This is a genomic window from Aliidiomarina shirensis, from assembly GCF_003987345.1.
Classification (GTDB): Bacteria; Pseudomonadota; Gammaproteobacteria; order Enterobacterales; family Alteromonadaceae; genus Aliidiomarina; species Aliidiomarina shirensis.
The window spans coordinates 479178-491701 of sequence record NZ_PIPP01000002.1 but is presented as its reverse complement, the minus strand read 5'-3'; the positions used below and the strand labels follow the sequence as shown (position 1 = coordinate 491701).

The following is a 12524-nucleotide window of genomic DNA, read 5'->3' as shown; positions in this document are numbered from 1 at the left end:
TGTGTTTGCGGCAAGTGATTCTTGCCTGCAAACACAGGGTTGGTTAGCTCGCAGATTCGCTCAAGCTACGAATATATTTAAAGAGGGCACGCGAAGCTGCTGGCGGCTTATTCTGCTCTTGTTCTTTCGCGGCTTGGCGCGCATATTGGCGTAGCTGCTGACGATCACCATGTGGGTATACATCAAGCAGGTCTTGAATGGCTTCATCGCCTTGATTTAACACGCGATCACGCCATTTCTCAAGTGCATGAAAATGGGCAGCTTGGTAGAGTGCTTTATTCTCCAGCTCATCGATAGCCGCTAGAATTGGGCCTGTATCGCTATTACGTAAAAGCTTGGCTACAAGCTGCAACTGGCGGCGATAGCCTTCGCGTTTATGTTCAATTTTTTTGGCAAGCTTAACGGCGGCAAGTGTTTCATCATCAAGTGGTATTTGTTTTAGGCCGTTGCTGCCCATTTTAACCAGTTTTACGCCGAGGTCGTGCATATCTTGGGAATGGCGTTTCAGTTGTGTTTTACTGAGTTCGCCATCATCTAAATGTTCATCTTGGTTATCGCGTTGCATGTTCAGGTTCACCTAACTATTCAATGCGCTAAGTTTATCAGGAAGCAGCCTCCGGTGATATACCGGCTGCTCACCATAATATTTGAGGTTTTTTTTGGCTAATTTAAATAACGATACAGGTTTAACATCTCGCGATCAGCTGCAACCCGATCTAGAGCGCGCAATTTCGGCAGTAGAAGCAGCGTTGGCGGCTGCTAAAAAGCGGGGTGCTTCCGCAGCTGAATGTGCACTGGCGCACAGCCGTGGGCTGAGTGTGAGTACCCGATTAGAAGAAATTGAAACGGTTGAATTTAATCAAGATGGTTCGTTAGGTATCACCGTGTACCGTGGCCAAAGTAAAGGCAGTGCGAGTACGTCTGATCTTTCATCAGAAGCGGTGTTAATTGCAGTTGAAAAGGCTGATGCCATAGCCCGCTGGACAGAGGCGGATGCATGTTCAGGGCTAGCGGATAAAGCATTAATGGCCACTGGCTATACTGACCCTGAGTTATTCTATGCTGCAAATCAATCGCCTGATTATGCTGCAGAACAAGCGTTAGCCTGCGAAAAAGTAATGTTGGCTGCGGATCCGCGTATTATCAATTCCGATGGTGCGCATTATTCGAGCCATTGTGGGTTCCGTGTATACGGTAATAGCCACGGTTTTACGGGCCACTATATGAGTTCACGACAGAGCTTGAGCTGTATGCCCATCGCCAAAGAAGGCGAAAAAATGGAGCGCGATTATGCCTATACCATGGCGCGTAATCCTGCTTTATTGAATACGCCAGAAGCAGTTGCTCGGGAAGCCGCGGCAGCTACGGTTGCTCGTTTGGGCGCCCGTTCCATACCCACATGCTCTGCGCCGGTTATTTTTCATAGTGATTTAGCACATGGCATTTTTGGCCAGTTTGCAGGCGCTATTAGTGGCGGAAACCTTTATCGCAAGAGCACATTTTTACTCGATCATCTCGGTAAGCAAATCTTTCCTGATTGGTTGAGTATTCATGAGAATCCTTTACTGCCAGGAGGCTTAGCTACCAGCCCATTTGACCACGAAGGGGTGGCTACAAAAGAACGCGATATTGTTACCGCTGGTGTATTAGATACTTATTTATTGACCAGTTATGCAGCCCGTAAGTTGGGTATGCAAACAACTGGGCATGCAGGTGGTATTCACAATTGGTTCGTGCAAGCGCAAGCACCACAACTTGATGCTGATTTAGCGGCTTTGTGTAAACGTATGGGAACCGGCTTGCTCGTTACCGAGTTAATGGGGCAAGGGATTAACTTGGTTACTGGCGATTACAGCCGTGGTGCTGCTGGTTTCTGGGTTGAGAATGGCGAGATCCAGTTTCCAGTAACCGAAGTAACGATAGCCGGTAACTTGCGGGATATGTTCAGAAATATGGTGGCGATGTCGGCTGATGTTGATCCGCGCCATGGTGTGCAGTGCGGTTCAGTGTTGCTAGCGGATATGAAAATAGCTGGGTCATAAGTATTGAACGCAAGGATAACCTGAAATAGCAAAAAAGGAGCTTTGGCTCCTTTTTTATTGGCTATTTAAACATTCAGCAAGTGGCGTGTGTATTACTCGTCTTCATGAAAACGTTCTTGCACTAGGGTGGTAATCGCTTCCAACGCGGCCTCTGCATCTTTGCCGGTAGCTTTGATTTCAATAACTTTACCTTGCTGGCTGGCCAACAGCATTAACCCCATTACACTGCCGGCATCCACTTCTTTACCATCTTGGGCAATGATCACCTTGGCATCAAACTCGCTGGCTAATCGTGCGAGTTTTGTGGCGGCTCGCGCGTGCAAGCCGAGCTTATTGCGAATTTCTACTCTACGACTCAGATTTGGCATTATTTTTTCTTTCTAGTTCTCTATGCTTTATTCGAATATGTGGATGTTGCGCGGCGATTCCTTCAGCCAGCTTCTCTGTGATATACACAGAACGGTGTTGCCCGCCGGTGCAGCCAACGGCAATAGTAAGGTAACTACGATTACTGCGCTGAAAGTAGGGTAACCAAGTGCTGATAAAATTCTCAGTTTGATAGATAAATTTGGTTACTAATTGCTGTTGGCTTAGATAATGCTGAACGGGTGCATCAAGGCCGGAATACTGGCGCAATTCAGGTTCCCAATGTGGGTTGGGCAGAATTCGCGCATCAAACACGGTATCCGCAGTGGTTGGGATTCCATGTTTAAAACCAAACGACATAAACACTAACATGAGCTTGTTTTGCTTGCGCCCTAATACCCGTTCGGTAACTTGCTCAATAAGTTCGTGCAGGCTTAATTCACTGCTATCAATTCGCCAAGTTGCTTGGTGCGCAAGAGGCTCAAGAATTTGCCCTTCCGCTTGAATGGCATCCGCTAAAGTTAAATCGGATTGTGAAAGTGGATGCAACCGGCGCGTTTCGCCATAACGGCGGATAAGAATGTCGTCGTTTGCATCAAGAAATAAAATATCAGCTTTCACATCGTGTGGAAGAAACTCAAGCGCATCGTTAAGTTCGCTGTTATCACTTGCTAAGTTGCGAACATCGATACTAATCGCAATGGTTTCGTAACGCTCAATTACGGTATGCACAAGCGCAGGTAATAATGCTACGGGCAGGTTATCAACGCAATAATACCCGAGATCCTCTAGTGCTCTCAGCGCTACGGTTTTTCCTGAGCCAGAGCGCCCGCTTACGATGATTAGTTGCATGAATCGGCTGTATCTTCCTTAGTCATTAACTCATAGAGTTCAGAGCTTGAGGTGGAATGGCGTAATGAGCGGCAACAATCTTTTTGATTTAGCTTTGCAGCAACGGCAGATAAGGTTTGTAGATGCAATTCTGGATTATCTTTTGGTACCAAAAGTGCAAAAATGATGTCTACTGGTTGGTTATCAATAGCATCAAAATCAATAGGTTGCGCGAGAGTAATGAGTGCCGCAACCGGTTGGCCGGCATTTTCCAGCCGGCCGTGAGGGATTGCGATACCTAGCCCAATACCCGTGCTACCTAAGCGTTCGCGTTGGAGTAAGCTATCGAAGATATCAGCTTTGCTTACACCAGCAAGTTTAGGTGCAACGAGCTGGCTTATAAGCTCAAGAATTTTCTTTTTGCTGCTCTCTTCAACGGCAACGCGCGTGTTATCTGGGCTAAGGATATCTTTTAGTTCCATGATCCTAATGCTTACTCAACTTTTCTTTATGTTTAATAACTTGGCGATCGAGTTTGTTGATCAGACCATCAATAGCGGTGTACATATCGTGATGCTCCGATGTGGCAAAAACTTCGCCCCCATTTAGATGAAGAGTAGCTTCCGCTTTTTGCATGAGTTTTTCAACATTCAATATCACATGAACGTTATTTATATGATCGAAGTGGCGCTCAAGCTTGGAAAATTTGGTGTCAACATAGGTTCTTAGAGCATCGGTAATATCAACATGGTGACCCGTAAGATTAATTTGCATAGCACATCTTCCTTCTATTGATAGTTAAAGCAGACTCTTCCGTTGACTCGAAGACGGGATATTTAATGATTCCCGGTACTTCGCGATGGTCCGTCTTGCTACTTGAATACCCTGGTCGGCCAACAGCGTTGCTAACTTATTATCGCTCAATGGCTTCCCCGGATTCTCTGCTGCAACCAATTTGCGAATTAACGCACGAATTGCAGTAGATGAATACTCACCCCCTTCATCAGTGCTTACATGGCTCGAGAAAAAATACTTCAGCTCGAAAACACCTTGTGGGGAATGCATGAACTTCTGCGTTGTAACACGCGAAATGGTTGATTCATGCATATCTATACTATCTGCGACATCACTTAGAATCATTGGTTTCATTGATTCTGGACCATACTCAAAGAATGCCTGTTGTCGCTGCACGATACAATGGGCAACCTTAAGTAAAGTTTCATTTCTACTTTCAATACTTTTAATGAACCAGCGCGCCTCTTGCAAGTGTTGTTTTATGTAGTCAGCGTCACCACTACTACAGCCGTTATTGTGTCTATTGCTGTGCATAGCCGCGTAGGTTTCATTTACACGTAATTTAGGCATTGAGGCTGGATGTAATTCAGCAATCCAACGGCCGTTATGTTTTCTTACTTGTATATCGGGAATAATATAATCCGATTCACCACTGGAAAAACTATCACCCGGGCGAGGGTTCAATTGCTGTAGTAGTTCCAATACATTCCGAATCACATTTTCTTTTAAACGTGATTTACGCGCTAAGGTTCGATAATCCCGTTTTCCTAACAGCTCTAAATAATTATCGACTACGTTTTTGGTTGCCGCCAGTGCGGGTGTATCGCTTGGCAGCTGATTTAATTGTAAAAGTAAGCACTCACGTACACTACGTGATGCTACACCTAGCGGTTCAAAGTGTTGTATGCGCTTTAAAACAACCGCTACTTCTTCCGCGGTTATTTCGTCATCTTGCTGTTGCGCGGCGGCAAGCACTTCATCCAATGATTGGGTTAGGTAGCCACTATCATCGATTGCATCAATAATAATGAGTGCTATTTGCTCGTCGGTTTCCGAAAAATGGGAAAGGCGCATTTGCCAAATAAGATAATCTTGTAACGATTCGTTAGTTTCGCCCTGATAAACATAATCATCTTCTGCTGCAACGCCGGCGCTTGAGGATATACTGGCGGAAACGTTTTGTTCCCAGTTTGATACGCTTTCTTCTTCTGGAAGTTCGAGTAATGGATTGTTTTCCAAGGCTTCTTGGATTTCTTGCTGAAGTTCTAATGAAGATAACTGCAGCAACCGAATTGCTTGTTGCAATTGCGGGGTCATGGTTAAGTTTTGGCCAAACTTAAGCTGCAAGCCTTGCTTCATGGAATAATTATCTCTGGTGTCATCTGGGTTTACGCGCCATAAAAACGCTGAACATACTTATATCATGGGTGCCGTAGAATAAATTACAAGGTGAATTGGTCGCCCAAATACACATCTTTTACTTGTTGGTTGGCCAAAACTTCATCAGCAGTGCCTTTCGCAATCAAATTACCCTGGCTCACGATATACGCCGTTTCGCACACAGAAAGGGTTTCCCGAACGTTGTGATCGGTAATAAGTACACCAATACCGCGGTCACTAAGCTGTTGAATGATTTTCTTTATATCGAGCACCGAGATTGGATCAACCCCTGCGAACGGTTCATCTAGAAGAATAAATTTCGGCTCTGCGGCCAAAGCGCGCGCTATTTCTACTCGGCGACGCTCACCGCCCGATAAGCTCATGCCCAAATTCTCAACGATATGGCCAATATGAAACTCATTTACCAGTTCATCGAGTTTATCTTCCCGTTGGCTAGCACTAAGCTCTTTTCGAGTTTGTAGAATTGCCATAATGTTATCGCGAACGCTGAGTTTGCGAAAAACGGATGCTTCTTGCGGTAAATAGCCAATCCCTTTGCGAGCCCGCGCGTGCATTGGAAGTAGGGTGATATCTTCATCATCAAGCCGAATGCTGCCTTTATCATTCGCGACGAGGCCAACGATCATATAAAAAGTGGTGGTTTTACCCGCACCATTTGGGCCTAGAAGCCCAACAATTTGGCCAGCATCGACTTCGATACTGACATCTTTCACTACGGTGCGGCCTTTGTAGGCTTTTGCTAAATGTTCGGCTTTTAGAGTTGTCATGCTTAATTTTGCTCGTCTTCGGTGCGCTGGCGTGGGCGGAAAATCGTTTCTACCTGCTCTTCGCCGCGAGTAGCGCTTACTTGCATCGTTTCAACATAATAAGTGATGGTTTCAGCACGTACTGAATTCCCATCTTGATTGAGTTCTGCAGCGCCAATCAATTTTAATACACGTTCGGTAGCATCGTACTCGATGCGGTTTGCATGCGCATTCACGATAACGTCAGGTTGTATTTCTTGTTCATACGTAGCGGGCGCATCATCGTTGCCTTCAAGAATAAATAGCTCTTGCTCACCTCTGTCGTTTTCAAAGCCGGTAACAGCTAGGGTATGCGCGGTTATTTTTAAGCTTCCTTGGGTTATCCGTACATTGCCAGTCGCGCGGTAAACGTTTTCAGCTAAATCCAACAAATCATTATCAGCAAGAATACGCATCGGCTCAGCAAAATCCCGCGCCAGAGTAGATTCTTGCGCGTTGGTAATGGCGCTCGCACTCAGTGCGTTCGCATTCACCTCGTTCGTAGCGCTCACACCAATACTAAGGGCGAGCAGAGCGAGGGTAGTAAATGGTTTCAACATGATCGATAAGCTCCAATTGCTGTGCTTCTAAATCAACGCGCATTCCATTGCCGTTAACAATAAATCGAATACCCTGAATAGTAACAGGGGAATCTGTGTGCATGGTACGATTTTGTAAATCGATGCTGATGAAATCGGTTTTAATCTCATCAATATAGCCGGTGTTGGAGCGGTTAAGGATAAGCACATTCGATTCTAATTCAAGGCGCTCACCTTCGTAATAACGCCCTTTTTCTGCTGATACTTCCCATACACTGCCGGTTTCGGCACTATCTACCGCAAGCTCATTGAGGTAGGTAATATATACAGGGCTTTCCAACTCGGTGAGGTTCAACGCACTAAAATGAGCCATGTGCTCTGCTCGAATCTGCTGAGCTAAGCGACCATCTGATTCGAATACCCGTGTTTCTAGCCCAGTCGCTGTAAAATCGGGAATGAGCATTTCAGTACGTTCACCGCTTTCAATGGTTTCCTCATCATCAAAGGCGTTCCATAAAATGATAGCAGCAATTAATGCCACTAATAGCGTGATGATGATACTTCGACGGTTCACGTGCTGCTCTCCTGAACTTGATGCAGCAGCCCTTGGCTTAATAATAGTAAATCGGCAATTTCGCGAACCGCTCCGAAGCCACCACGCTGTTGGGTAACGTAATGCGCATGTTGCTGCACTTGTGGGTGGCCATCGAATACGCTAAATGCAAGTTGCGAACCTTGAAAAAGCGCCAAGTCGGGGGTGTCGTCGCCCACACTTGCCGTTTGTTCGAGTGATATACCTGTTTGGCTTTGAATCTCGCGCAACGCCATCAGCTTATCGTGTTGGCCTTGATAAATGTGTTGAACGCCCAAGGCTTGCATGCGTGATTGCACAATGGTTGAAGTTCTTCCGGTGATTACCGCCACTTCAATGCCGGCAGATAGCAGCGCCTTAACACCCAATCCATCGCGCGTATGAAAAGCCTTTAGTTCTTCACCGTTGTTTCCTAGATAAATTCGGCCATCGGAAAATACCCCATCAACATCGCATACCAGCAGCTTTATTGTTTTAAAGCGCGCGAGTAGATCTTCGTGGATATCGCCGTACCAAGTGCTTACATAAGGGTTGTTCGAAGCTTGCATTCCACTTTCCATTACATAACCCCCGCGCGTAAAAGATCGTGCATGTTAAAGGCGCCGATCACGGCTTTATCTGCAGCAAGAACAATTAAGCCATTTATTTTTCGGGTTTCCATTAACTTAAGTGCTTCTGCGGCTAAAGTGTCGGGCGTTGTTGTGATGCAACCTGTGGTCATTACTTCAGAAATTTTGGTGTGATGAATATCGATACGCTGATCTAAAATTCTACGTAAATCACCATCGGTAAAAAGGCCGAGTAGGTGATCTTGCTCATCCACAATGGTTGTCATGCCTAAACCTTTCTGCGAAATCTCCAGTAATGCTTCGGTGATGATGGCATTGCTCGATACTTTCGGAACTCGATCATCGGCGTGCATGATATCGCTTACTCTTAGTAACAAGCGTTTGCCCAAGCTACCGCCCGGATGTGAAAGGGCAAAATCATTGGCCGTAAATCCGCGCGCGTGCAATAAGGCCACGGCTAACGCATCACCCATCACTAAGGTGGCCGTGGTGCTAGCTGTGGGAGCTAGGCCGAGTGGGCAGGCTTCTTCACTGACAGCAACGCTAACGTGGACATCAGCGAGCTTGGCAAGAGTTGATTCTGGCTGCCCCGTGAGCGCAATTAGCGGAACACCTAAACGTTTGATAACCGGAAGGATGCTCAAAACTTCGTTAGTTTCGCCGGAATTTGAAATAGCGATTACGGTATCTTGTGGCGTAATCATGCCTAAATCACCGTGGCTTGCTTCACCGGGATGTACAAAAAAAGCAGGTGTTCCTGTGCTTGCTAGCGTTGCCGCAATTTTTCCACCGATATGACCTGATTTACCCATACCGGTTACCACGACACGGCCTTTACAGCGAATTAGTAGCTGACAGGCCTGGGCAAAATCATCGTTAATAGCAGCTTGCATACCTTGAATGGCCGCAATCTCAATTTCGAGAACGCGCTTACCCTGCCATATATAGCCTTCGGTGGAGGCCGGTGAGATATGTTCAGACATAGATCCCTAATCCTATTTTGGAACGTAACGAAGCATTGAGTGAGTATATCACTGCTGGCGTGTAATTCAGCTTTTCTCTAGTGGTTTATAGTAATCGATTTCATGATTGCGAAAAGCCAGCACCGATGATACTTTACCGGATGGACGGTTTTTATAGTGAGCGTGCAATATGACTAAAGCAACTAAAGCGAGCCGGGGCGGCCGGCCGAGCAAGCGTGATTTTATTTTGCAACAAGCCGAAGTTCTGGTGCAAGAGCAGGGTGCATCACATCTAACCTTCGATGCATTAACCGAGAAAACGGGTATCAGTAAGGGCGGGTTGTTATATCATTTCGCCAGCAAAGAGGCGCTGATTGTTGCCATGCTGGAGCGCTATATCGGCATGCGCGAAGCGCGAACTGAGGAGCTTCTCGCCGAGGGCATTGAAGGCCCAAATGCCGAAATTAAGGCAATTATTTTAGGTGAATTGAGCATACCAAAATCCATGCTTGCGGTAGATAGTGCCATTATCGCTGCGGCCGCAAACAACCCCAGCTTACTCAACCCCGTTCGGCATAAATTCGAAGAGTTATGGACAATGTTAAACTCTAGTTCAATTGGTGGCGCGCGTGCTCGAGCTGTGTGGAAAGCGGCTGTGGGTGACCGTTTGCTGCGTCAATTCGGCCTATTGGATTGTGAAAGCAAGGAACAACGAGAAGCATTTATTGCCGAAATGATGGCGTTGTTAGAAACGCCTGATAACAACAACACCAACGCCGATAGTGTATTTGGCTAACCGATGTTAGTTTTTGGCAGGCAAGTGTGTTGCTTGTGGGCATATTGATTGGAGCTAAAATCAATATGAGTGCTATGATAATGGCGCATGGCAAAATCGCTTTGTTGCAAACGAAAACAAGTTAATACAAACCTTCGCTAAAGTACGGAAATAGCCTAATGCCTTGATATTCAGGCTTGGGATAGGTGATAGAGGCAATAAGTGGATAATTTAGTAGAAGTTAAAGACATTTATTTTAAACGTGGTGAAACGTTAATCTATGAAGATGTTTCGGTGCAGGTGCCACGGGGAAAAGTAACGGCCATTATGGGCCCAAGCGGCTGTGGTAAAACCACGCTTTTGCGCCTTATTGGTGGTCAATTGAAACCGCAAAGAGGCAGCATACGCTTTGCTGACTATGAGATTACCGAACTGGGCCGTAGCCAGCTTTTTGAAGCCCGCAAGCGTATGAGTATGCTGTTTCAAAGTGGTGCTTTATTTAGCGATTTAACGGTGTTTGAAAATGTAGCGTTTCCGCTTCGTGAGCACACCGATTTGCCCGCGAATATAATTGCTACCGTAGTGAAAATGAAACTGGAAGCTGTTGGTTTACGCGGTGCAGGTAGTTTGTTCCCACAGGAACTATCCGGTGGTATGGCTCGGCGAGCGGCATTGGCGCGCTCAATCGCGCTCGACCCTGAATTGATTATGTATGATGAACCTTTCGCTGGCCAAGACCCTATTTCGATGGGGATGCTGGTGAAATTGATTCGCTCACTAAATAGTACATTAGGGCTCACCTCAATCGTAGTTTCTCATGATATTCATGAAGTAATGAGCATTGCTGATCATGTTGTGATCTTGGCGAATAAAACGGTGGTTGGTCAAGGCTCTCCAGAAGAGCTGAAGCGCACTGGCAACGATTTAGTACAACAATTCTTGAATGGTGAACCCGATGGCCCTGTACCTTTCCATTATGCCGCTTCTAAATATGAAAATGATTTACTTGCGGGAGGCCATGGAAAATGAAGTTCTTCATTAATATTGGCCACAACGCCTTAAATACACTCCGCGGTATTGGTGCCGCGTCTATCATGCTATTTCAAGCTTTGGTGGGCAAACCACAACCGCGGAAAATGTTCCCGTTATTAATTCGCCAGCTCTATGTGGTAGGTGTTCAATCGATGCTAATAATCCTGATTTCAGGGTTATTTATTGGCATGGTGTTGGGGTTACAAGGCTATACTATTTTGGTTGATTTTGGCGCTGAGCAAGCGTTAGGCCCGATGGTTGCTTTGTCTTTACTCCGTGAGTTAGGGCCGGTGGTTACAGCGCTGTTGTTCGCGGGCCGCGCGGGCTCTGCGTTAACCGCTGAAATTGGCTTAATGCGCGCTACCGAGCAGCTTTCTAGTTTGGAAATGATGGCGGTAGACCCACTACGCCGGGTTGTTGCGCCACGTTTCTGGGCTGGCTTCATCAGCATGCCATTACTTGCATTGATGTTTAGTGCCATCGGTATTTACGGCGGCTTCCTGGTTGGTGTGGAGTGGCTCGGCGTTGATGACGGTGCATTCTGGTCGGTAATGCAGGCAAGCGTTGAATGGAAAAATGATATTTTTAATGGCGTTATTAAAAGCCTTGTATTCGCAATCGTTGTAACCTGGATCGCACTTTATAAAGGTTACACCGCGGCACCTACCTCACCGGGTATCAGCGCAGCTACCACGCAAACAGTGGTGTATAGCTCGTTGGCCGTGTTGGGTTTGGATTTTATTTTGACAGCAGTGATGTTCGGGTGATTTATGGAAATGCGTAAAATTGAATTATTAGTAGGTGTGTTTATTTCGGTAGCGATTGCTGCTTTGATATTTTTAGCATTACAAGTTGCCAATCAGAGCAGCGCAATGCGAGGTGAAACTTATACCCTGTACGCGAAGTTCGATAATATTGGTGGCTTAAAAGTACGTTCGCCAGTGAAAGTGGGTGGTGTGGTAGTAGGCCGTGTTGCCAGTATTGAACTCGATTCAGAGTATTTTGAACCTGTTGTGGAGATGCGGATTAGCAAATCATTCGCGAAGTTTCCTGAAACTAGCACGGCGTCTATTCTTACTTCAGGGCTGTTGGGCGAGCAATATGTTGGTTTAGAGCCAGGCTTCATGGACGATGATGTTTTCGTTTTAGAAGATGGTGATTCAATTTACAACACGAATTCAGCGATGGTGTTAGAAAACTTGATAGGGCAATTTTTGTTCAGCCAAGGTGATGATTAAGCAATGTCGAATCTAAGCTTTAAAATCGATAATGATTGCGTTCGAGTAGCCGGCAAAATGAACCGTGATAACGTGGGTTCTGCTTGGCGTTCTCGAAGTGATTGGGTTGGTACAAGTGGCGATCTAACACTTGATTTTAGCGATGTAGAGCAAGTTGATTCTTCTGGCATCGCCATGTTGATTCAGTTGATTGCCGAGTTATCGGAATCGAACCGCTCATTATCTTTACGGAATACCAACACTCAGCTTCGGCAATTTGCCGAGGTGAGTGGCGTTACTGAGCTGCTTTCGTTAAGCTATACGGCATCAGAACAGTAACCAACGGACGAGCCAATGAACCCGAATGAAATCGAAGTGCTTTTGCAAGAAGCACTCGACCTTGATGAAGTGCACGTTAGCGGCGAAGGTAGCCATTTTCAAGTGATTGCGGTAAGCGCAACCTTCGCTAACCTTTCGCGTGTAAAGCAACAACAAATGATTTATCGGCCCCTCAACGATAAGATCGCAGATGGCACTATTCATGCGCTAAGTATCAAAGCGTACACTCCAGAAAAATGGCAGCGTGAAAAACTGCTTAATATGCCAAGCTGAGTGTAA

General features: G+C 46.0%; 18 protein-coding genes. 7 read left to right on the top strand and 11 right to left on the bottom strand.

Annotated features, from left to right (window positions below; all coding sequences use genetic code 11):
• Positions 1–43: 43 nt before the first annotated feature.
• The gene (yjgA, locus tag CWE13_RS06365) at positions 44–565 is read right to left on the bottom strand and encodes a ribosome biogenesis factor YjgA (RefSeq protein WP_126806945.1); all 522 of its coding nucleotides are present in this window, start codon (positions 563–565) and stop codon (positions 44–46) included.
• A gap of 139 nt (positions 566–704) precedes the next feature.
• Here yjgA and pmbA point away from each other — a divergent pair, with 139 nt between their 5' ends.
• The gene (gene pmbA, locus CWE13_RS06360) at positions 705–2042 is read left to right on the top strand and encodes a metalloprotease PmbA (protein WP_126807345.1); all 1338 of its coding nucleotides are present in this window, start codon (positions 705–707) and stop codon (positions 2040–2042) included.
• A gap of 92 nt (positions 2043–2134) precedes the next feature.
• Here the strand turns inward: pmbA and CWE13_RS06355 are convergent, their stop codons facing one another.
• From CWE13_RS06355 to CWE13_RS06310, 10 genes are all read right to left on the bottom strand, one after another.
• Positions 2135–2410: an HPr family phosphocarrier protein gene (locus CWE13_RS06355; RefSeq protein WP_126806943.1), complete on the bottom strand. Its 276-nt coding sequence runs from the start codon at positions 2408–2410 to the stop codon at positions 2135–2137.
• Positions 2391–3260 (bottom strand): RNase adapter RapZ, encoded by an 870-nt coding sequence (rapZ, locus tag CWE13_RS06350; protein WP_126806941.1) that lies wholly within the window; start codon positions 3258–3260, stop codon positions 2391–2393. The genes CWE13_RS06355 and rapZ overlap by 20 nt, the downstream gene beginning before the upstream one ends.
• Complete coding sequence (gene ptsN, locus CWE13_RS06345; protein ID WP_126806939.1) at positions 3251–3721, bottom strand: PTS IIA-like nitrogen regulatory protein PtsN; 471 nt, start codon at positions 3719–3721, stop codon at positions 3251–3253. Before ptsN ends, rapZ begins: the two co-directional genes overlap by 10 nt.
• 4 nt (positions 3722–3725) lie before the next feature.
• Complete coding sequence (gene hpf / locus CWE13_RS06340; protein WP_126806937.1) at positions 3726–4013, bottom strand: ribosome hibernation promoting factor; 288 nt, start codon at positions 4011–4013, stop codon at positions 3726–3728.
• A 24-nt stretch (positions 4014–4037) separates the two neighbouring features.
• Positions 4038–5393 carry an RNA polymerase factor sigma-54 gene (locus CWE13_RS06335; protein ID WP_126806935.1) on the bottom strand — a complete coding sequence of 452 codons (1356 nt, stop codon included), beginning with the start codon at positions 5391–5393 and terminating at the stop codon, positions 4038–4040.
• Positions 5394–5476: 83 nt separating this feature from the next.
• Positions 5477–6202, bottom strand: a complete 726-nt coding sequence (lptB, locus tag CWE13_RS06330) for an LPS export ABC transporter ATP-binding protein (RefSeq protein ID WP_126806933.1) — start codon at positions 6200–6202, stop codon at positions 5477–5479.
• Positions 6203–6204: 2 nt separating this feature from the next.
• Positions 6205–6780 (bottom strand): lipopolysaccharide transport periplasmic protein LptA, encoded by a 576-nt coding sequence (lptA, locus tag CWE13_RS06325; RefSeq protein WP_126806931.1) that lies wholly within the window; start codon positions 6778–6780, stop codon positions 6205–6207.
• Complete coding sequence (lptC, locus tag CWE13_RS06320; RefSeq protein WP_157980939.1) at positions 6740–7333, bottom strand: LPS export ABC transporter periplasmic protein LptC; 594 nt, start codon at positions 7331–7333, stop codon at positions 6740–6742. The genes lptA and lptC overlap by 41 nt, the downstream gene beginning before the upstream one ends.
• The gene (kdsC, locus tag CWE13_RS06315; protein ID WP_126806927.1) at positions 7330–7899 is read right to left on the bottom strand and encodes a 3-deoxy-manno-octulosonate-8-phosphatase KdsC; all 570 of its coding nucleotides are present in this window, start codon (positions 7897–7899) and stop codon (positions 7330–7332) included. The genes lptC and kdsC overlap by 4 nt, the downstream gene beginning before the upstream one ends.
• Positions 7900–7910: 11 nt before the next feature.
• Positions 7911–8903, bottom strand: coding sequence for a KpsF/GutQ family sugar-phosphate isomerase (locus CWE13_RS06310; protein ID WP_126806919.1), 993 nt, complete (start codon positions 8901–8903; stop codon positions 7911–7913).
• Between the two features lie 169 nt (positions 8904–9072).
• Between CWE13_RS06310 and CWE13_RS06305 the strand changes: the two genes are divergently transcribed.
• The 6 genes from CWE13_RS06305 (at position 9073) to CWE13_RS06280 (ending at position 12518) form a co-directional block, all read left to right on the top strand.
• Complete coding sequence (locus tag CWE13_RS06305) at positions 9073–9678, top strand: TetR/AcrR family transcriptional regulator (RefSeq protein ID WP_126806917.1); 606 nt, start codon at positions 9073–9075, stop codon at positions 9676–9678.
• Between the two features lie 201 nt (positions 9679–9879).
• The gene (locus CWE13_RS06300) at positions 9880–10686 is read left to right on the top strand and encodes an ATP-binding cassette domain-containing protein (protein ID WP_126806915.1); all 807 of its coding nucleotides are present in this window, start codon (positions 9880–9882) and stop codon (positions 10684–10686) included.
• Positions 10683–11456 carry a lipid asymmetry maintenance ABC transporter permease subunit MlaE gene (mlaE, locus tag CWE13_RS06295; RefSeq protein WP_126806914.1) on the top strand — a complete coding sequence of 258 codons (774 nt, stop codon included), beginning with the start codon at positions 10683–10685 and terminating at the stop codon, positions 11454–11456. Before CWE13_RS06300 ends, mlaE begins: the two co-directional genes overlap by 4 nt.
• 3 nt (positions 11457–11459) lie before the next feature.
• Positions 11460–11927, top strand: a complete 468-nt coding sequence (mlaD, locus tag CWE13_RS06290) for an outer membrane lipid asymmetry maintenance protein MlaD (protein ID WP_126806912.1) — start codon at positions 11460–11462, stop codon at positions 11925–11927.
• 3 nt (positions 11928–11930) lie between these two features.
• Entirely contained in the window at positions 11931–12245 is a 315-nt protein-coding gene (locus CWE13_RS06285; protein WP_126806910.1) for an STAS domain-containing protein, read from the top strand.
• 15 nt (positions 12246–12260) lie between these two features.
• Positions 12261–12518 carry a BolA family protein gene (locus CWE13_RS06280; RefSeq protein ID WP_126806909.1) on the top strand — a complete coding sequence of 86 codons (258 nt, stop codon included), beginning with the start codon at positions 12261–12263 and terminating at the stop codon, positions 12516–12518.
• Positions 12519–12524: the final 6 nt, after the last annotated feature.

Excerpts from the sequence above, each read along its gene's own strand:
- kdsC (WP_126806927.1), bottom strand. The coding sequence starts at position 7,899 with ATGCAAGCTTCGAACAACCCTTATGTAAGCACTTGGTACGGCGATATC.
- yjgA (WP_126806945.1), bottom strand. The coding sequence starts at position 565 with ATGCAACGCGATAACCAAGATGAACATTTAGATGATGGCGAACTCAGT.
- CWE13_RS06280 (WP_126806909.1), top strand. The coding sequence starts at position 12,261 with ATGAACCCGAATGAAATCGAAGTGCTTTTGCAAGAAGCACTCGACCTT.
- lptB (WP_126806933.1), bottom strand. The coding sequence starts at position 6,202 with ATGACAACTCTAAAAGCCGAACATTTAGCAAAAGCCTACAAAGGCCGC.
- CWE13_RS06285 (WP_126806910.1), top strand. The coding sequence starts at position 11,931 with ATGTCGAATCTAAGCTTTAAAATCGATAATGATTGCGTTCGAGTAGCC.
- lptA (WP_126806931.1), bottom strand. The coding sequence starts at position 6,780 with ATGTTGAAACCATTTACTACCCTCGCTCTGCTCGCCCTTAGTATTGGT.
- ptsN (WP_126806939.1), bottom strand. The coding sequence starts at position 3,721 with ATGGAACTAAAAGATATCCTTAGCCCAGATAACACGCGCGTTGCCGTT.
- mlaE (WP_126806914.1), top strand. The coding sequence starts at position 10,683 with ATGAAGTTCTTCATTAATATTGGCCACAACGCCTTAAATACACTCCGC.
- CWE13_RS06305 (WP_126806917.1), top strand. The coding sequence starts at position 9,073 with ATGACTAAAGCAACTAAAGCGAGCCGGGGCGGCCGGCCGAGCAAGCGT.
- CWE13_RS06355 (WP_126806943.1), bottom strand. The coding sequence starts at position 2,410 with ATGCCAAATCTGAGTCGTAGAGTAGAAATTCGCAATAAGCTCGGCTTG.
- rapZ (WP_126806941.1), bottom strand. The coding sequence starts at position 3,260 with ATGCAACTAATCATCGTAAGCGGGCGCTCTGGCTCAGGAAAAACCGTA.
- CWE13_RS06310 (WP_126806919.1), bottom strand. The coding sequence starts at position 8,903 with ATGTCTGAACATATCTCACCGGCCTCCACCGAAGGCTATATATGGCAG.
- mlaD (WP_126806912.1), top strand. The coding sequence starts at position 11,460 with ATGGAAATGCGTAAAATTGAATTATTAGTAGGTGTGTTTATTTCGGTA.
- hpf (WP_126806937.1), bottom strand. The coding sequence starts at position 4,013 with ATGCAAATTAATCTTACGGGTCACCATGTTGATATTACCGATGCTCTA.
- CWE13_RS06335 (WP_126806935.1), bottom strand. The coding sequence starts at position 5,393 with ATGAAGCAAGGCTTGCAGCTTAAGTTTGGCCAAAACTTAACCATGACC.